The following is a 19,789-nucleotide window of genomic DNA, read 5'->3' as shown; positions in this document are numbered from 1 at the left end:
ACAAATCAAATGTCTTGGACAGCAAACACCATAACCGAACTCTACAAAGCTAGATGGGAAGTAGAAATATTTATCAGGGATATAAAACAACAGCTGCACATAAAGTCTTTTATCGGAACGAGCCAAAATGCGGTTATGATACAGATTTGGACAGCACTTATAACTATTCTCATCCTAAAAGCACTAAAAACACAGGCCAAACATGCTTGGTATTTATCAAATTTAGTAGCTTTTATCAGACTTAATCTTTTTGTTAAAGTAGACCTGCACAAATGGCTCGATAATCCATTTGCAAAGGAACAACCTCCGCAAACAAGTATGTGCAAGGGGTTCTTTTTTGAGATTTAGTAAAAGCAATGAAATAAACCAGTAAAATGGTTAGATTTAGTGTGTCCAAAATTTATTTAGGACAGGATTGGTTTAGAATTGACTTTGACAAAAAAAAAGCGATATCTTAATAAATATATCTTAAACAGTGTTTAGGTATAATAGGTCATGACTCTCAAACAATTTTATATAATTTTCAATACATTTGTTTTCGATAAAATTTAAGGGGATTTCCTCCCGATAGCTATCGGGATTCGAGGGAATGAAAAAAAAATTATTTTTAATGAAAAACACAGCCTTAACAGAAACCCACAAAGCCCTAGGCGCAAAAATTGTCCCTTTTGCAGGTTATAATATGCCTGTTCAATATGAAGGTGTAAACATGGAACACGAAACGGTTAGAAATAGCGTTGGTGTTTTTGATGTTTCGCATATGGGCGAGTTTTTAATTGATGGCGAACATGCGCTTGAATTGATTCAAAAAGTATCAAGTAACGATGCTTCAAAATTGACCATTGGTAAAGCACAATACAGCTGTTTGCCAAATGATGAAGGTGGTATTGTAGATGATTTAATCATCTATAAAATTAAAGAAGAAACTTACTTATTAGTCGTAAACGCTAGTAACATAGAAAAAGATTGGAATTGGATTCAGTCAAAAAACGATATTGGTGCTACCATGCGTAATATAAGTGAGGACTACTCGCTACTCGCTATTCAAGGTCCAAAAGCCATTGAAGCCATGCAAAGTTTAACAAGTCATGATTTATCGGCTATTAAATTCTATAATTTTGTAGTTGGCGATTTTGCAGGTATTGAGAACGTTATTATTTCAGCAACGGGCTATACAGGAAGCGGTGGTTTTGAAATTTATTGCAAAAACTCTGAGGTTAAACAAATTTGGGATAAAGTACTAGAAGCTGGAGCCGATTTTGGTATTAAACCAATTGGTCTTGCAGCTCGTGACACCTTGCGTTTAGAAATGGGCTATTGCCTATACGGAAACGATATTGATGATACCACCTCGCCTATAGAAGCTGGTTTAGGATGGATAACAAAATTCACAAAAGACTTTACAAATTCTGAAGCGTTAAAAGCTGAAAAAGAACGTGGTTCAAATCGTAAACTCATTGCTTTTGAGTTGGATGAACGTGGTATTCCTCGTCATGGTTATGATATAGTTGATGGCAACGGAAACAAAATTGGTGTTGTAACTTCTGGTACGATGTCTCCATCACTTGGAAAAGGCATAGGTTTAGGTTATGTCCCAACTATTTTTGCTGATGTGAATAGTAAAATAAACATTCAAATACGTAAAAACGCAGTACCAGCAACAGTGGTTAAATTACCGTTTTATAAAAGCTAATTCCTTTTAGCTTGAAAATCACGAATGAAAAAGATGGTGAGGAAAGAAAGTAAACATAGCATTTTAATTTTAGGGGCCAGTGGTTTTTTAGGTGGTGCCATTTACAAAGAGCTCTGCTCCTATTTTAGGACTTTTGGCACTTACAATACTTCAAATAAATCCTTCGAAAAGAACAGTCACTTTTTTCAATATAATATGGAAGAAGACGATATTTATGAAATCTTAGATATTGTAAAACCTACTATTATTATTTCTGCACTTCGTGGCGATTTCTCAAAGCAAATCCTTTTACACCAACATCTGGCTGAATATGTTTTTACAAACAAAATCAGGCTTATTTTTTTATCATCGGCCAATGTTTTTGATGCCTATGTAAAATACCCAAGTTACGAACAGGATAAAACATACAGCAACAGTATTTATGGGCATTTCAAAATAAAAATTGAAAACATGCTATTGCGGTTGCCAAAAAAGCAAATCGCTATTTTAAGATTACCTATGGTTTTCGGTTCGCAATCTCCACGAGTTCAAGAAATCGTTCAATTGGTAAAAGCGAAAGAACCCATAGAAATCTTTCCAAATTTAATAATGAATGTAAATACATATTCTAAAATAACTCAGCAAATTCATTATATCATCAACAGAAATAAATCTGGTATCTTTCACTTAGGAAGTCATGATTTGGTTCACCATGATGATTTTATAAAGGAAATTGTTGAATCTTTTCAATTAGAAGAAACAGCCATTTATAAACGTGTTTATACCACAAATAATGATCGATATTTAGCGGTTTTACCAAAATTAAACAAACTCCCTAAACATCTTCAACTAGTAAGTCAAGATATACTTTCAGAATTAAAAATATAGATTGGTAATCACATTGAAATTGATTAAATTGAATTCCGAAAAAATACATTTAAAATGAAAAAACTTTCCGCAGACGACATCGAAAAAAAATTACTTCGCTTTCCAGATTGGGAATACTATGATAATGCCATACATGCGGAATTTGAATTCGATAATTTCAAGGATTGCTTTAGTGCCATGAGCAGAATTGCTTTTGAATGCGAAGCCTTAAATCATCATCCAGAATGGTCTAACGTTTATAATGTGCTAACTATTTCATTATCTACACATGATGCTGGTGGCGTAACAAACAAAGATTTTAAGTTGGCTGAAGCAATAGAAAATATTGTAGAACCTGATGAGGAATGAAAAATAATATTCAGTAGCAGTTTGCAGTCAATTCAAAATTAAAATTAATAACCATTATTTTGATAAGTAGATTTTTTTAAATTTGCGAGATTGAAAATTTAGGTAGAATTTAAAAAGATTCCCTCCCGATAGCTATCGGAGTTCAAGGGAATGACAAACAAAAATATATTATGGGAAGAGCTTTCGAGTTTAGAAAAGCAAGGAAAATGAAACGTTGGTCTGCCATGAGTAAAGCTTTTACTCGTATCGGTAAGGACATTGTTATGGCTGTAAAAGAAGGTGGGCCAGACCCAGATAGTAACTCGCGTTTAAGAGCCGTTATACAGAATGCAAAATCTGTAAACATGCCAAAAGACAATGTAGAGCGTGCCATAAAGAAAGCAAGTGAAAAAGGTCAGGGCGATTACAAAGAAGTCGTTTTTGAAGGCTACGCACCTCATGGTATTGCTGTTTTAGTAGAAACGGCTACTGATAACAATACGCGTACCGTTGCCAATGTGCGTAGTTATTTTAATAAATGCGATGGTAGTTTAGGAACTTCAGGATCTGTGGTTTTCATGTTCGACCATACTTGTAATTTTAGAATTAATGCTGAAGGTTTAGACCCTGAGGAAATAGAATTAGAATTCATAGATTTTGGTGCTGAAGAAGTTTTTGCAGATGACGATGGCATTTTAATTTATGCCCCTTTTGAAAGTTTTGGAGCTATCCAAGCAGAATTAGAAAGTAGAGATATTGAAATTCTATCATCTGGTTTTGAACGTATTCCTCAAGTTACAAAACAAATAACTCCAGAACAAGCTGAAGATGTTGAAAAACTATTGGAAAAGCTTGAAGAGGATGATGATGTACAGAACGTCTATCATACCATGGAAGAAACGGCATAATATTAAGCCTAAATATATTAAAAATAAAAAAAAGGAAGTAAATCCTCTTTTTTATTTTTAATATATTATTTATTCTTCACATAAATCAATTTAAATCGCGTATTGGGTTGGTCGCGTTGTTCCATTTCAAATTGTGGAAGTGATTTAAAAAGTGGTGTTAACTTTTGAAACCCAAAGTTACGCGAATCAAAGTTTGGTTGCTTTTTTAGAATTAAAGACCCTACATCACCTAAAAATGCCCAACCATCTTCATCGGCAGCATCGGCTACCGAATTTTTAAGAAGCCTAATAATCTTTGGTGTAATATTGTATAAATTGGCTTTTTTGGGTTTTCCTTCCTTAACATCTTTATCACTTTCATCGTCGGTTGCAAGGATTTCTAAATAAATAAATTTATCACATGCAACTATAAATGGATTGGGAGTTTTCTTCTCTCCCATACCATAAACTACCATGGCAGCTTCACGTAAACGTGTGGCAAGTCTTGTAAAATCACTATCGGAAGACACCAAACAAAACCCATTAACTTTTTCAGAATATAAAATATCCATAGCATCAATAATCATAGCAGAATCCGTTGCGTTTTTCCCAGTCGTGTAACCATATTGCTGTATAGGCGTTATGGCGTTTTCAAGCAATACATTTTTCCATTTTGATAAATGTGGTTTGGTCCAATCGCCATAAATCCTCTTAATTGTTGGTGTTCCGTATTTAGTTATTTCTTCCATCATTTCAGAAATATACTTTGATGGAATATTATCGCCGTCAATTAGTACGGCTATTTTTGTGTCTTGTATCATAGATGCTAAAGATAAAAAAATATAGCAGAAGGCATAGGTAGCCTCTTATTAAATATTTTAACTTTTCTTTAGACACTTAAACCTCAACTAATTCTTACTTTTACAAGGACTAATTCAAGTAACTAGGACAATCTCCTAAAAATCATTTTTTGATATTATGAAACATCCATAACTAAAACTTGATACCCAAGTACAATCATTAAATGGATGTTACATGTGACCATTGAAAAAAAATAAATATAAACACATGAAACTACAAAATTTAAGGGCATTCAAATTTGTTTGCTTAGTATTTGCTTCACTCCTCTTTTTTTTAACACCCCAACACATGGAAGCACAAAGCAAAATAAAAAAGGGCAAGAAAAAACACAAAACAGAAGTACCCGCTCCAACTCCGAAAAAGGATAAGAAGAAAACTATTAAAGACTTAACAAAGTCTAGTAAGAAAATTGAAGGTCTTTTTACAATGTACCAAGATACAATAACGGGGTCGCTTCAAATGGTCTTATCAGAAAATCAAATAAATAAAGAGTTTATATATTTTATTCAAACCGTTGATGCTCCAGGAGATTTAGGATTTGCTGGTAGAGGTATTTATGGAAAGTCGAAAGTGTTTAAAATTCAAAAATATTTTAATAAAATTGAATTTATAACTCAAAACACTTCTTTTTACTTTGATGAAAGCAAAGCCATAGCTAATGCAAAAGAAGCGAATATTAGCAACGGAAATATGGCAAGCCTAAAAGTTGAAGCTCATGATAAAAAAGATGGGCTTTATCTTATAAAAGCTGATGGATTGTTTTTAAAAGAAGTTTTTTCTCAAATAAAACCACCTAGCAGGCCTGGAGGATCACCTACAGCCTTTAAGCTTGGTAATCTTGATAAGGAAAAAACAAAAATTATAGCAATAAATAATTATCCCAAAAACATAGATCTGGTTATAGAATATATATACTCAAAGCCTTCCACAATAAATGGAGGCTCTAATGCTGTTGTTGATGGTAGAAATGTAAGCATTAAAGTAAACCATAGTTTAATTGAAATGCCTGATAACGATTATGAAATAAAGTTAGATGACCCAAGGGTTGGCTTTTTTACAACACAAGTGGATGACAAAACATCAATGAGCTCTGCACCATACAGAGATTTAGTACACAGATGGCATTTAAAAAAGAAAGATCCAAATACCGCTATTTCGGAACCTGTTACCCCTATTACCTGGTGGATGGAAAATACAACACCCAAAGAAATTAGACCTATAATAAAAAAAGCAGGAGAGCAGTGGAATATTGCTTTTGAAAAAGCTGGTTTTAAAAATGCTATTGTAATCAAGCAACAACCTGATGATGCAGAATGGGATGCTGGCGATATCAGATATAATGTATTACGCTGGACTTCTTCGCCACAAACACGATTTGGTGGCTATGGCCCTTCTTTTGTAAACCCTAGAACTGGACAAATTTTGGGAGCGGATATTATGATTGAATATGCTGTACTTGCAGGTTCTCTTAGAGGTGAGAAATTGTTTGAAAAAGCTGCTTTAAATACTTATTATGAAGAAATGACTGAGTTTATAAACACAGATAATCATGATATATACTGTGCGGCTGGACAAATGGCACAGCTTGATAATATGTTTGGGACAATTGCAAATACAGTTTTTGATGAAGATGGTATTGAAAAAAGTAAGATGGTTAATCAATTTTTACACTTTCTTATTTTACATGAAATGGGGCATACTTTAGGATTAAACCATAATATGAAGTCTAGTCAATTGCATTCAATAAGCGATATTAACAATGAAGATATTACTTCAGAAATAGGTCTTATGGGGTCGGTAATGGATTATCCTGCAATCAATTATAATAACGATAGAGATAATCAAGGGCAATATTGGACGATGAGACCTGGACCTTATGATATTTGGGCCATTCAGTTTGGTTATCAACCCATGTCAGAGATTGAAACCAAAGCATTATTATCAAAATCCACGCAACCTGAATTAGTATTTGGTAATGATGCTGATGATATGCGCAGTCCAGGTAAAGCTATAGACCCGTTAGTAAATGTTAATGATCTAACTAATGATGCCATTCAATACGCTATAAATAGAATTAATTTGTCTAATGAAGTTGCAAAAGAAGTATTAGCCAAATATAAAGTTCAAGAAAAAGGCAACTCATACCAATTATTAGGGAATTCTTATTTTGTACTTACTGGACAACAAGCGGCGGCGGCTAATACCATTTCCCGCTATATTGGAGGTATTTATATAGATAGAGGTATGGTTGGCCAAAAAGGGGCTACAAAGCCATATACTCCTGTTAGCTTACAAGACCAAAAAAGAGCCATGACTGCATTAGGCAAATATGTTTTTTCATCTAACTCTTTTTCTGCACCAAAAGAACTTTATAATTATTTAGCACCACAACGCAGAGGTTTTAATTTAAGAAGTAAGAATGAAGACCCTAAAATTCATGATCGTGTATTAGGTATTCAAAAAAGCGTTTTAATGCATCTTCTTCACCCAAATACACTGCAACGCATAACAGATTCTGGACTATACGGAAACAAATACACTTTATCTGCATTTATGACCGATTTGAACAATGCTATTTTTAAATCTGATATTTATAGCAATGTAAATTCCTTTAGACAAAACCTACAATTAGAATATACAAATATGTTGATAGATATGGTAACAGGAAAGCAAACCAGTAAGTTTACACATAATTCTAAATCGATGGCTTTATATAATTTAAAGGCTATTAGAGCTATGGCTGCCCCATCTGGGAATATAGCTTCTAGAGCACATAAACAACATTTAAGAACCTTAATTGATAATGCCGTAAAGGAAATTAAATAGAAAGTAATAACATTAAAAACTATAAAAAAAAGCTACTTCATTAACGGAGTAGCTTTTTGCTTTTGGGGATAGCTGGATGTTTCTTTTTAGGAACAAGTAATTGTTTACTTTATGTTTCATCTGCTATATTGATTATAAAACAATTTCTATGCCAAATTAATTTTCAGATAAGTTAACAATTAAGAATACTCAGGAACCTTCCCTTTTACACCTTTGAAAAAATTATGCATAAATTCAAAATCTGCGGCAGCATCATCAGTAGGATAAAACGGTTCTGATATTTTATTCTGTTTATTCTCAAAATCGAGTGTAAACATAATGACAGGTACTTTTGCTTGTTTTGCAATAAAATAGAAACCTGTTCGCCATTCAGTTACTTTTTTCCTAGTACCCTCTGGCGCTAAAGTTATTCTAAATTCCTCCTTTTCCTCAAAAAGCTTGGCAATAGTTTCTACTTTATTCTCTTTGGATTTCCTGTTTATTGGAGCACCTCCTAAAGCTTTAAAAAACCAACCAATTGGAAATACAAACAACTCTTTTTTTCCAACAAAATTTGTCTTTACATTTACAACAGCTCGCAACAAAATACCTATATAGAAATCATGCCAACTGGTATGTGGCACTGCAATAATAACTGCTTTTTTAACAACATTTTTTGAAAAATCGGTATTACCAACAACCTGCCAACCTAAAATTTTAAAATAAATAAGTTTGGCTAACCATTGCATATTACATCTTTTGGTAAAGCGTTTTTAATTTTTCAGGAGTAATTGTTTTTTTCCAATTTTTCCCTAGTGCATTTTCCCAAAGCGGTTCAAGGCTTAATGCAACTTTGATCATAACATTAAAATCTGAATCGCTTAAATCTGCACATAGACCTTGTGGCAATATAATATTATGCTTTGCCTTCATTTGTTTGAAAAGTTTAACACCTTCTGGATAGAATTCTTCTAAATGATCAAAAACAATACAGTTACCAATACCATGCTTAGTTCCTAATAAGTAGGATAAACCATAACTCATAGCGTGTGCTACACCTACTTGAGAATACACAATACTCATACCTCCGTGCCATGACGCCATCATCAGTTTTTCTTGAGATTCAATTTCAGAAAGGTTATCTTCTAAGAATATTTGTTTGCACAAATCCAAAGCCATGTTACCATAGCTTTCGCTGAATGCATTCAGATAAGTACCTGTTAATGATTCTACACAATGAATATAACAATCCATACCTGTAAAAAACCACTGGTCTTTAAGTACGCCTTTAGATAATTCTGAATCTAAGATAACTTGGTCGAAAGGTGTGAAATCTGAATTTATACCTAATTTTTTTTCTGGTCCAGTTAGCACTGTTGTCCTTGAAACTTCTGACCCTGTTCCTGATATGGTAGGGATACCAACATGATATAAGGCTTTACTTTTAACCAAATCCCAGCCTTGATAATCTTGAGCATGACCTTCGTTTGTTATCAATATAGACACTGCTTTAGCCAAATCTAATAATGTCCCTCCTCCTATACCAATAATACCAGAAGGGCGCTGTTTAGATTTTAAAATGATGTCTTCTACAAGATTATCAACTTGTGATGTTTTAGGTTCTTCATCTGCAGAAACAAATATAATTCTATCATCATAAGATAATTGAATCCTAGATGTTAACCATGCATTATTTTTAAAGACATCGTCTACTAAAAAAATAAAAGGAGCATTTAAACCTAAGCGTTTAGGAGCTAAAACTTCATTTAATTGATTGAAACTACCTCTGCCAAAAATAACTCTTGGCACCATTGGAAAGTTTTTAAAACTCATTCTTTTATATTTTCTTTTACAAATGCCAAAAATACTATTATTTTAATTTCAACACGTTTAAAAATGCTTGGTTTTATTAAAATAGTATTTATGTATTTGGTTAGTTCATTAATTCTAATAAATCTCTTAAGCTCTTTATAGTCTTGTAATCTTTTCCATTTGTTTCTTTTTCCGTTACTTGTTCATGCTCCCAAGTAGTATGAAATGGCACATGAACAGCATGCGCTTTTATATTTACTAATGGTAAAACATCCGATTTTAATGAATTGCCAATCATTAAAAATTCAGAAGGCTTAATATCTAAATGATTCAATAATTTTGAATAATTATCTTCTTTTTTGTCGCTTAATACTTCAATATGATGAAAATAATTGGTTAAGCCAGACTTTTCCAGCTTACGCTCTTGATCTAATAAATCGCCTTTTGTCGCAAGTATTAACCTGTATTTCTTTGATAAGGCCTTTAAAACATCCTCTACACCATCAAGTAATTCAACGGGTTTATTAAGCATGTCTTTTCCAATATTTAAAATGGCTTCAATAGTTTTAGGAGACACATTGTGGTTCGATAATTCTAAAGCCGATTCTACCATAGATAAAGTAAAAGCCTTTACTCCATAGCCATATAAAGGAAGATTTCTTATTTCCATTTTAAAAAGCTCTTGATCAATCTTATTTAGTGTTTCATATTGGGATAATATGTTACCAAACTCTATTTCAGCTTCTCTAAAATAGGTTTCATTAATCCAAAGGGTATCATCAGCATCAAAGCCAATAACTTTAATATTTTTGTAACCTTTATTCAATATATCTTTATTTAATTTATCAATTTAAGATTAGAAATTAGTTTAAAAACAATTCCTTAGTTAGAGGGAATGACATCTTCATTTCCATAATTTCTTTGCGCGCTCTAAATCTTCGGGGGTATCAATCTCAACACCTTGCACATCGGTTTCAACCATTTTAATGCGCTTTCCATATTCCAAATACCTTAATTGCTCTAATTTTTCAGAAGCTTCTAATGGCAACATAGGTAATTTATAAAAATCCAAAATAGCTTGTTTTCTAAAAGCATAAACTCCTTTGTGCTTAAAATATTTTACTCTAACGTTTTTATCTCTAGCATATGGAATTGGGCTACGTGAAAAGTATAATGCAAAGTTAGTTTGGTCAACAATAACCTTTACCGTATTAGGATTATTTATTTCTTCTTCATCTTCAATATGAACCATTAATGATGCTAAATCGACTTCTTTGTTGGGGTCATTTTCAAATACTTCGATCAGTTTTTTTAAAGATTCTTTATCTGTAAAGGGTTCATCTCCTTGAACATTTATAACCACATCAATATCTAAAAACTCAACAGCTTCGGCTATTCTATCACTACCGCAATCATGCTCCTTTTTACTCATCATGGCTTTACCTCCATTATTTACAATTTCGTTATAAATAATATCACTATCGGTAACCACAATGACATCATCAAATAAATTTGTAGCAACAGTAGCTTCGTAAGTTCTGGTTATAACGGTTTTGCCACCAAGATCTTGCATAAGTTTACCTGGAAAACGTGACGCAGCATAACGCGCAGGAATCATTGAAATTATTTTCATCTACTCAAAATATTGTGTTTCAAAAATAGTATAAATTTCTAGGTTTTAGACTTTAGTTGATTTAAACTTTTTATACAATTTAAAAATTACGAATAATATAAATATTACAAGAATACCAGCTAAAATAGGCAGAAATATAGAAACAACAGACATAACTAAAGATGTACCTGTTTCAACCATAGAAACAATGGGATTCCCCAAACCTCCAGTGGTTACTGTTGATGCTAAACGTGTTGTGCTAGACGTTCCTGCTATAGCTGCTGCTGTACCTCCGCCTGCAATAATAGCTAAAGACCAAGTAATTACAGGGCTTAAATCGGCTACAGTAGATTGCAAAATGGCTGTTCCTGCAAGCGCCGCTAAGGGCACAGCTATACTATCCAATACATTATCTATATAGGGTATAAAATAGGCGAATATTTCAACAAGTGTGGCTACACCTAATATAATTAATGCGGTGGAACTCCCGATCCATTGCCAAGATTCGTTAAGTAGCCATACATCAAAATAAGATGCCAAACTTAAAGCGAATAATGGTAAAAACACTCTGAAACCTACTGATGCTGAAAGACCAACACCAAGGCAAATACTTATAATGGTTTCTATAGTCATAAGCTTCTCCCTCCCCTAAGTCCCTTCGGGGACTTTTGTTTATAGTTAATAATTATTCAAACTTACATTAATTCCCAAACTATAATATTTACACACAAAGCCGCAATGGCGCCAAGATATATGGCGGATTATTATGCTAATTTTGATCTCTCAATAAATCATTTTATAATGAAAGTGAAAAGTTTCAGAATTCAACGAAACTGACTGTAAACTGCCACTGTTCACTGCGACTTTTTTACTTCATTCTTCAAAAAAATCATCATTAAAGCCAATAAGATACAATTTTTCTTTGGCTCTAGTTACTGCGGTATATAACCATCTCAAATAGTCTTTATCAATACCGTTAGGCAAATAAGGCTGCTCTACAAAAACGGTCTGCCATTGGCCTCCTTGAGATTTATGACACGTAATAGCATATGAAAACTTAACCTGTAAAGCATTAAAATGCTTGTTGGCTTTTACTTTTAAAAACTTTTTATACTTGCTCGTTTCGCTTTCAAAATCTTTCATCACTTCTTGATATAATCTATTGGAATCTTCATAAGGCAAAGACGGTGTTTCAGCATCAATTGTATCTAAAAGCAAAACGGTTTCAAAAGGACTCATTTTAGGATAATCTACCATCCGTATTTTAACTTCCGCAAAGCGAAACCCATAAAGTTCTTGAATACTAAAAATTTCTAAAACTTCTACAATATCTCCATTGGCTATAAAACCTGCTTCAGTGGTTGGCTTTATCCAGAAATAATTATTTTTTACTACCATTAAATAATCTCCAGCAGTTAATTCGTTTTCATTAAAAAGAATCCTATTTCTAATCTGTTGGTTATATAAATTGGCACGTTTGTTACTTCTAACAATTATAGCTGTTTCCTCTTTTCCTAATTCACTATAAGCATCATTTATAGCGTCCATAATTTCATAGCCATCAATAAGCCTTATAATATCTTTAAAACCTGCTAAATCAAACTTAAATGAATCGTGCACGCTATGTGATAAAGCCTCGCGCAAAACCGTGGCATTAGCAAGAATACCGGAATCCTGTTCTTGTCTCACCACTTCATCTAATTCCATTCTAGTCACTTCTTTGTTATAGTTTAAAGCTATTCTATTTTCATCTAGAGCAGGGCTAACATCTAATTTCACTGGCGGTAACTGAGCGGTATCACCAATTAAAAGTAATTTGCATTGATAGCCGGAATATACATATTGCATTAAATCATCTAACAAGGAACCGTTTTCAAAAAGTTTAGAATCTCCAGGCGTATCAGGAATCATAGAAGCTTCGTCTACTATAAAAATGGTGTTTTTATGTTTATTGGGTTGCAAAACAAATTTTACGCCACCGTTTTTTTCTTTTTTAGGAAAATAAATTTTTTTATGGATAGTAAAGGCTTCTTTTTTGGAATAATTTGATATCACTTTAGCGGCTCTTCCAGTAGGCGCCATTAAAACTGCACTTTTTTTAGCTTTCCATAAATTAGTTACAATAGCACCAACAATGGTTGTTTTACCAGTACCTGCATAGCCTTTAAGCAAATAAAGGGCATTAGGGTCTTTGCTAAAAATAAATTCGGCTAGCTGTTGTAAAACAATATTTTGTTTTAGTGTTGGTTGAAACGGAAACTGTTGTTTTATAAGCGAATAAAACTCTGATGCGGTCATTTAAAATGATATAAAATTATAAATTATTCAAAGATAGAATGATTTTTACTCGCTTTGGTTTTTACGATTAAAAAAAAATTGTAGATTTGCTAAATACCATTAACAAATTTTAAATTAAAGAACATACTATGTTAACATTTATTCTTATTGCAGTTGCAGTGATTTTAGTTACAATTGGCTTGGTTAAGTTAGTTGACAAATTTATTCCTTCTAAGTTTAAACCTGTTTTAAATATAGCGCTTTGGTTATTAATTGGCTTTTTAGGTTATCAAACTTATATGTCTATATATGAGCCTATACAATTCAACAAACTAAAAAACAAACGTTATAAAACGGTAATTGCTAGTTTAATAGACATTAGAGACTCTCAACTCGCTCACAGACAGGTAGTTGGGAGGTTTTCGAATAATTTTGATCATTTAATTAAGTTTATCGATACCGCAAAATATACGCTAACACAACGTAGAGACTCTAGTATTATTGATGAAGTGTTAACAAAAACTTACGGTGTTGATACTTTTAAAGATATTGTAATCATTGATACTTTAGGGTATGTTCCAGTAAAAGATTCTTTATTTAAAACATCAGATCGATATAAAAGCATGATGAATGTGCCAAATACAGAAGGTAAAAAATTCAAACTACAAGCTGGATTTATTGAGCAAAACAATATAAAAATACCAGTATTTGAAGCTTCTGTAAAAAAGAATGTCATTTTAGCTGATCAAAACAAAGACCTTGTAATGCAAGAAAATCAAGTAGTATCTGTAGATGGTGTTAATGGAGATGCCCTAAAAGTAGGTTCTATGGATGAAGTTAATACAACTGGTAACTGGCCAAAAACTTATGGCTCTGCCGAATAACACAAATAAAATATTAACAAATCTGGAATTGTCCATTCAACTAAGTTTGAGTGGACTTTCTTTTTGTATACTAAATAGAAATTCAAATACAGTAACTGCTTTAAAAACGTTACGTTTTCAAAAAAAGTTAAATCCTTTAGAAGTCTTAGATAAATTAAAAAAACTGTTTGAAACTGAAAACGCTTTAAATGATTCTTTTTCAAAGGTATGTGTAATTCATGATAATGACTTGTCTGCATTAGTCCCAAAAACCTTGTTTAGTGAAGATTGTTTAGCAGATTATTTAAAGTTCAATTCAAAAATACTTAAGTCTGATTTTATAACGTATGATACTATTGCCATAAACAATAGCGTTAATGTATATGTGCCTTATATAAATATTAACAACTTTATTTATGACCGATTTGGTGCTTTTACCTTTAAACATGTGTCTACTATTTTAATTGAAAGTATTTTACATATTGAAGAGCATGCAGATTCAACTAAGCTTTATATTAATGTTAGTGAAAATCATTTTGAAATTATAGCTGTAGAAAAAACAAAACTATTGTTATACAATACTTTTGAGTATGGTACAAAAGAAGATTTTATTTATTACATCCTATTTACCGCCGAACAGTTAAATCTAGACCCAGAAACCTTAAAGTTAGTTTTTATTGGTAATATTATTAAAGATGATGAACTATACAACATTGCCTATAAATACATTAGAAATATAAGCTTTACAAATAGAAACGACACCTTTAAACATGCTAAAGTCTTGAAAACTAATTATTCAAATTTCACCCTACTAAAAAGCTTTTAATGCGCATTATATCAGGATTATATAAAAGTAGAAAGATTGTAGCACCTAAAAACCTGCCTGTGCGACCAACCACAGATATGGCAAAGGAATCTTTATTCAACATTATAAATAACCTATATTATTTTGATGATATTTCTATACTCGACTTGTTCTCAGGAACCGGTAACATAAGTTACGAATTTGCATCAAGAGGCACCGAACAAATTACCTGTGTAGACCAAGATTTTGGTTGCATTAAATTTATAAACCAAACGGCCGAAGCTTTTAAAATGCCCATTCAAACTATTAAAAGCGATGTTTTTAAATTTTTAGAAAAAAGCAATCTTCAATCTAATATTATTTTTGCCGACCCGCCTTATAGCTTTACTGACGAGCAGTTTTATAAAATTCCGGAACTCGTTTTTCAAAATAATTTATTGTTAGAAGAAGGGCTACTTATAGTCGAACATTCTAAGCATACGGACTTATCTAAGCTTGAAAATTTTAGTTACTCCAAAAGCTATGGAGGCAATATGTTTAGTTTTTTTGAAATTCTTTAGACGAATTTTATTTTTATAATATCTTTTTTTTAAGTACTTTAGAACTCTCCTTAAGATAGTCCCCAGTGTCTATCCGTTTTAAACTTCATAAATGCCTAATTTATTTTGAGCATTAATTTCCTATTTATATTGTGGTTAACTATTAATTAATTTAAAACCACTACAAATGAAAAAACTTTTTTTATTGGGACTTGCAACCATTCTTTTTGTTGCTTGTCAAAACCAGCCACAGCGTTATTTTGAAGAATCTCCAGAAATTGAAACCCTAAAAGCTGGTATTAAAGCCTACGAAGCACAAGACTGGGATAACTGGAAAGCTAATTTTGCAGATACTGCAAAAGTTTTCCATAATACTAATAAGGGCGTCTCTCCAGATGAAATTATGGTTGGGATGAAACAAATGCTTTCAAACTTTTCTTCTTACGGCTTTTCTAAAGAAGGAGGCGTTTATGAAATGGTAATTGACAAAGACGGCAAAACTTGGGTAAACTATTGGAACCATTGGGGAGGTAAAGCCAAAGTGACGGACAAAAAATTAACAATACCAGTACATCTTACTGTAGAATTCGTAAACGGAAAAATAGTTAATGAATATGCCTATTATGACACTGCTGGAATTGGAGCTACCATAGCAGAAATAGAAGCTGCTAAAGCTGCCGAAGAAAGTGAATCTCCAGAAGAATAAAACTTAATAAACAAATTATGAAAACAATCAAATCAACTTTTGTAATAGCATTAATTTTATGCTTTACATTTAATGTATCCCAAGCACAAAAAATGTATAACGTACATCAAGACAACGTTAATCCTTCTATGTTAATGGAATATGAAAAAGTTGCCAAGGAATTTAACGAAGCTTGCGTTAAACATAACTTTCAAGGTCAGTGGTTAACAGCTACTATGGATGATTTTAGATATTTATATGTTTCTCCTATGGAAAATTTTGCAGAATTAGACAAACCACTATTTGCCGATATGGCAAAAGCTATGGGTGATAAATTTGGAGAAATGTTCGAACGTTTTGATAAATGCTATGATTCCCACGGGAATTATATTATTGTTCTAGATGAAAAATTATCATATATGCCCGATGGTATTAGCCAAACACAAGAAGGGCAAGATTATCGTAATTATTATTTTATCCATTATACGCCTCAAAACGCAAAAAAATTAAAAGAAGGCATGAAAGCGGTAAAAGACATGTTTGCATCCAAAGGATCTAAAAATTATTACAGAATTTATAAAACTGGATTTGGAAATCCTAGTAGTTACTACATGGTTGCTATGTCTAGCAAAAATGCTATTGATGCAGCGACTAAAGAAAAAGCTAATCAAGAGCTTTTAGGTCCAGAACGCTTTGAAACTTTTAACAAAGTGATGAATTATGCTTCAAAAATGGAAGAAATGACTGGAGAAATCAGAAGAGATTTATCGTATTCTCCAAAATAATTTTATCAGCTGTAAAAAAGTAACCAGCCCATGTATTAACCAAAAACCCTTCTTGCAATTCAAGAAGGGTTTTTTATGGAAAAGTAAATCTATAAGCCGAATTCTGTAATCCGCAAAAGCGAACTCCTTATCATTTATCTACGTATATTGTTACCAATACACTTTAGCTGTCTACCCTCCAACAATCGAGCGTGCAGCCCTCAAACGTTGGTTTACATGACATTGCACCACATAGAGTTTACCTGGTTTCACTACAGCATGACCTGTACATACTTTCTGTTGCACTTTTCCTAACCTCACGGCCGGTGGTTATTAGCCACTATGTTGCACTACGGTGTTCGGACTTTCCTCCCAATTTAACTTGAGCGATAAGGCGATTTACTTAAGTGCAAAATTACGAAAAGAAATTCCAAAATCTAAGTTAAAAAGAGTTTTCCAAGGTTTGTCTTGGAATTCCGTTGAAATTGTCATTCCCATGCAAAAGGAAAACTAAACATTTGGGCGTTACCTAATCCCGATAGCTATCGGGAGGGTCAGGCTTTCCAATATATCTTTCTTATACTAAACTTGTTTCAGTATCTCATCAAATATTTTCTATATATTTTAGAGTAAGTTTTAAATCAAACTTAGAGCAAGGCACAATAAAGGATGCCATTTCAATCCTTAACGCGCTTATTTGCAAGCTTTTGTTATTAAGCAAAAGATATTTTGTTTTTGAGAGGTTCGTTTAACTTTTTTATAAACCCTTTTTTATATTTCATATCTCAAAAGCCTCAAAGCATTCAGTACGACAATCAGAGTAGAACCTTCATGACCCACCACTGCCGGGCCAATTGCTATTGTTCCCATAATTGTCAAAGGAACTAAAAGAGCTACCATGCCCAAGCTTATAACTAAATTTTGTTTTATGATGAGTTTCGCTTTTTTGCTCAGACCAATAGCGAATGGAAGATTATCCAGCTTATCAGCCATCAATGCAATATCTGCTGTTTCCAGAGCAACGTCTGAACCTGCTGCTCCCATGGCAATACCAACAGTGCTTTTTGCCATTGCAGGAGCATCATTTACGCCATCTCCGACCATTGCTACACGACCTTGTTGTAGCTTTAGTTGTTCTATTGCATAAACCTTATCTTCTGGAAGCAAACCTCCCATTGGGTCAGTAATCCCAATCCTCATAGCAATGGCATCAGCTACTTTCTGATTATCTCCAGTGAGCATAACCATCCGTTTTATGCCCATTTTTTTCAAAGTGGCAAGGGTAGAAATAGCCTCAGGTCGGGCAATATCCATTACCGAAATAATGCCCATATATTCATCATCTTGATGAATAATCATGGCGGTATGCCCCCCTGATTCGAGTTCCGACATTTTTAAATCAATTTCTTCTGAAACTTTCTCTCCAGTCAGCTCTTCAAAAAGCCTTCTGTTGCCAATACGGATTATGCTACCCTCCCAATTGGCTAGGATACCTCTTGCTGTTATTGCTTTTAAGTTTTCCGCTTTAGGGATTTCGATATCCCCCAATTCTTTTTTTCCAGCTTCAACAATGGCAGCTGCCAATGGATGATCGCTCAATGCTTCAACCGCAACAGCTATTTTTAACAAATGTGTTTTTGTGGTTGTTCCAAACGGAATAGCATGGGTCAATGTAGGCCTGCCTTCGGTGAGCGTTCCTGTTTTGTCAAAAGCAATTGCACTTATTCCTCCTAAATCTTCAAGTGGGCGACCACCTTTAATCAAGACTCCTTGGCGTGCGGCTCTAGCTATTCCTGCCAATACGGCACTTGGTGTGGAGATAGCCAATGCGCAAGGCGATGCAGCAATTAGCACGGACATAGCTCTGTAAAAACTCTTCTCAAAGGTTTCATTAACAACAAGGAAAGCAAACAGTAATAATATAACTAAAACTAAAACAGAAGGAACATAATATTTTTCAAACTTATCGGTGAGTTGTTGGGTAGGAGATTTTTGTGTTTCGGCTTCCTTTACCAAAGTTATTAATCTAGAAAGCGTACTATCCTTAGCTTGCTTCAATACTTTAATTTCCAGTACCCCACTGCCATTCATAGTACCTGCAAAAACGCGGTGTTCCGGTAATAGTTTATTTACCTCATTTTCTGTTTGCCAATTAAGACTTGGGCGTTTATCTATGGGTAAACTTTCACCCGTAATCGATGCTTGGTTAACAGGGCTTATTCCTTTTGTAACCACACCGTCCGCAGCTATTTTGGTGTTGGGTTTTACAACTATTATATCTCCTAGTTTAAGCTGTTCGATATGTACTTCCTTCAATTCGCCATTGATTTTTAACAACGCCATCGGAGGTGCTAAATCAGAAAGTGCAGCTATGGATTTTCTTGCCCGCTTCATGGCATAATGCTCTAAGGCATGCCCCAAACTAAATAAAAAAAGCAATAAAGCGGCCTCTCCCCACTTTCCCAATGCCGATGCACCTATTGCTGCAAATAACATTAGAAAATCTATTTCAAACTTTCCTTTCAGGGAATCTTTACTTGCGGTAATAAAAGTGAAGACCCCTCCAAAAGCAGCACCGATAATAAAAAAAGTAGTTGTTATGCTTTCCTGAACATTAGCAATATAAGAGAAAACAACACCTGTAACCCAAAACACACCACTAATTACCGCAAAATAGAGTTCGGTATTTTCTCCAAAAACATGAAAAAGGAAATCCTTTTCATGACTGGCTTCTTTGTATGCTTGATCATCGTTACTTTTTATGTTGACAATTTTCAAACCTAATTTTCTAACCGATTTAATTATGTCTGGTTGATTTGTTTGATTGGCATCCCATTCCACTAACATGACTCCTGACACTGAAACAGACACCTCTTTTACACCTCTTTTTTTACTTAAAATTTGTTCAATTCTTCTAGCTTTCCGAGTATGTTGAATTTTTCCTATTTCGACTTGGAGTTTATTCATGTTTGATTTATACACACTTTAATTA

General features: G+C 33.3%; 19 protein-coding genes and 1 other RNA gene. 11 read left to right on the top strand and 9 right to left on the bottom strand.

Going from position 1 to position 19,789, the window contains the following annotated elements; translation table 11 throughout:
* The 5 genes from ABD935_RS08600 to ABD935_RS08580 all read left to right on the top strand — a co-directional run.
* Nucleotides 1-348: transposase (locus ABD935_RS08600; RefSeq protein WP_345191472.1), on the top strand; the 348-nt coding region annotated here is incomplete at its 5' end.
* Nucleotides 349-610: 262 nt separating this feature from the next.
* Nucleotides 611-1,693, top strand: coding sequence for a glycine cleavage system aminomethyltransferase GcvT (gene gcvT, locus ABD935_RS08595; RefSeq protein WP_345191471.1), 1,083 nt, complete (start codon nt 611-613; stop codon nt 1,691-1,693).
* Nucleotides 1,694-1,726: 33 nt separating this feature from the next.
* On the top strand, nt 1,727-2,560 hold the full coding sequence (locus tag ABD935_RS08590) for a sugar nucleotide-binding protein (protein WP_425550212.1): 834 nt from the start codon (nt 1,727-1,729) through the stop codon (nt 2,558-2,560).
* Nucleotides 2,561-2,614: 54 nt separating this feature from the next.
* Nucleotides 2,615-2,908, top strand: coding sequence for a 4a-hydroxytetrahydrobiopterin dehydratase (locus ABD935_RS08585; RefSeq protein ID WP_345191467.1), 294 nt, complete (start codon nt 2,615-2,617; stop codon nt 2,906-2,908).
* Nucleotides 2,909-3,078: 170 nt separating this feature from the next.
* A complete protein-coding gene (locus ABD935_RS08580; RefSeq protein WP_345191466.1) occupies nt 3,079-3,795 on the top strand; it encodes a YebC/PmpR family DNA-binding transcriptional regulator in 717 nt (238 codons plus the stop codon).
* A 65-nt stretch (nt 3,796-3,860) separates the two neighbouring features.
* On the opposite strand, the gene ABD935_RS08575 is transcribed toward ABD935_RS08580, so the two are convergent.
* A complete protein-coding gene (locus tag ABD935_RS08575; RefSeq protein ID WP_345191465.1) occupies nt 3,861-4,595 on the bottom strand; it encodes an NYN domain-containing protein in 735 nt (244 codons plus the stop codon).
* A gap of 328 nt (nt 4,596-4,923) precedes the next feature.
* Between ABD935_RS08575 and ABD935_RS08570 the strand changes: the two genes are divergently transcribed.
* Entirely contained in the window at nt 4,924-7,461 is a 2,538-nt protein-coding gene (locus ABD935_RS08570) for a zinc-dependent metalloprotease (protein ID WP_345191464.1), read from the top strand.
* 179 nt (nt 7,462-7,640) lie between these two features.
* Here ABD935_RS08570 and ABD935_RS08565 read toward each other — a convergent pair whose 3' ends face one another.
* The 6 genes from ABD935_RS08565 to ABD935_RS08540 form a co-directional block, all read right to left on the bottom strand.
* The gene (locus tag ABD935_RS08565; protein ID WP_345191462.1) at nt 7,641-8,189 is read right to left on the bottom strand and encodes a 1-acyl-sn-glycerol-3-phosphate acyltransferase; all 549 of its coding nucleotides are present in this window, start codon (nt 8,187-8,189) and stop codon (nt 7,641-7,643) included.
* Between the two features lies 1 nt (nt 8,190).
* Nucleotides 8,191-9,273 carry an iron-containing alcohol dehydrogenase family protein gene (locus ABD935_RS08560; protein WP_345191460.1) on the bottom strand — a complete coding sequence of 361 codons (1,083 nt, stop codon included), beginning with the start codon at nt 9,271-9,273 and terminating at the stop codon, nt 8,191-8,193.
* A gap of 100 nt (nt 9,274-9,373) precedes the next feature.
* The gene (locus tag ABD935_RS08555; protein ID WP_345191459.1) at nt 9,374-10,078 is read right to left on the bottom strand and encodes an HAD family hydrolase; all 705 of its coding nucleotides are present in this window, start codon (nt 10,076-10,078) and stop codon (nt 9,374-9,376) included.
* Between the two features lie 78 nt (nt 10,079-10,156).
* The gene (gene kdsB / locus ABD935_RS08550; protein ID WP_345191457.1) at nt 10,157-10,885 is read right to left on the bottom strand and encodes a 3-deoxy-manno-octulosonate cytidylyltransferase; all 729 of its coding nucleotides are present in this window, start codon (nt 10,883-10,885) and stop codon (nt 10,157-10,159) included.
* Between the two features lie 45 nt (nt 10,886-10,930).
* Nucleotides 10,931-11,497: a DUF4126 domain-containing protein gene (locus ABD935_RS08545; protein WP_345191455.1), complete on the bottom strand. Its 567-nt coding sequence runs from the start codon at nt 11,495-11,497 to the stop codon at nt 10,931-10,933.
* 240 nt (nt 11,498-11,737) lie between these two features.
* On the bottom strand, nt 11,738-13,162 hold the full coding sequence (locus ABD935_RS08540; protein ID WP_345191454.1) for an ATP-dependent DNA helicase: 1,425 nt from the start codon (nt 13,160-13,162) through the stop codon (nt 11,738-11,740).
* A gap of 128 nt (nt 13,163-13,290) precedes the next feature.
* Between ABD935_RS08540 and ABD935_RS08535 the strand changes: the two genes are divergently transcribed.
* The 5 genes from ABD935_RS08535 (at nt 13,291) to ABD935_RS08515 (ending at nt 16,818) form a co-directional block, all read left to right on the top strand.
* Entirely contained in the window at nt 13,291-14,025 is a 735-nt protein-coding gene (locus tag ABD935_RS08535) for a hypothetical protein (RefSeq protein ID WP_345191453.1), read from the top strand.
* Nucleotides 13,973-14,830, top strand: a complete 858-nt coding sequence (locus tag ABD935_RS08530) for a DUF3822 family protein (RefSeq protein ID WP_345191451.1) — start codon at nt 13,973-13,975, stop codon at nt 14,828-14,830. The genes ABD935_RS08535 and ABD935_RS08530 overlap by 53 nt, the downstream gene beginning before the upstream one ends.
* Nucleotides 14,830-15,369 carry a 16S rRNA (guanine(966)-N(2))-methyltransferase RsmD gene (rsmD, locus tag ABD935_RS08525; protein WP_345191449.1) on the top strand — a complete coding sequence of 180 codons (540 nt, stop codon included), beginning with the start codon at nt 14,830-14,832 and terminating at the stop codon, nt 15,367-15,369. The genes ABD935_RS08530 and rsmD overlap by 1 nt, the downstream gene beginning before the upstream one ends.
* A 166-nt stretch (nt 15,370-15,535) precedes the next feature.
* Entirely contained in the window at nt 15,536-16,054 is a 519-nt protein-coding gene (locus tag ABD935_RS08520; protein WP_345191448.1) for a nuclear transport factor 2 family protein, read from the top strand.
* A gap of 17 nt (nt 16,055-16,071) precedes the next feature.
* Complete coding sequence (locus ABD935_RS08515) at nt 16,072-16,818, top strand: hypothetical protein (RefSeq protein WP_345191445.1); 747 nt, start codon at nt 16,072-16,074, stop codon at nt 16,816-16,818.
* 76 nt (nt 16,819-16,894) lie between these two features.
* Here ABD935_RS08515 and rnpB read toward each other — a convergent pair.
* Nucleotides 16,895-17,203, bottom strand: an RNA gene (gene rnpB, locus ABD935_RS08510) — RNase P RNA component class A.
* 365 nt (nt 17,204-17,568) lie between these two features.
* Nucleotides 17,569-19,764 carry a heavy metal translocating P-type ATPase gene (locus tag ABD935_RS08505; RefSeq protein ID WP_345191444.1) on the bottom strand — a complete coding sequence of 732 codons (2,196 nt, stop codon included), beginning with the start codon at nt 19,762-19,764 and terminating at the stop codon, nt 17,569-17,571.
* Nucleotides 19,765-19,789: the final 25 nt, after the last annotated feature.

This window comes from Algibacter agarivorans (assembly GCF_039543245.1).
Classification (GTDB): Bacteria; Bacteroidota; Bacteroidia; order Flavobacteriales; family Flavobacteriaceae; genus Algibacter_G; species Algibacter_G agarivorans.
This window is presented reverse-complemented; position numbering and strand designations above follow the sequence as displayed.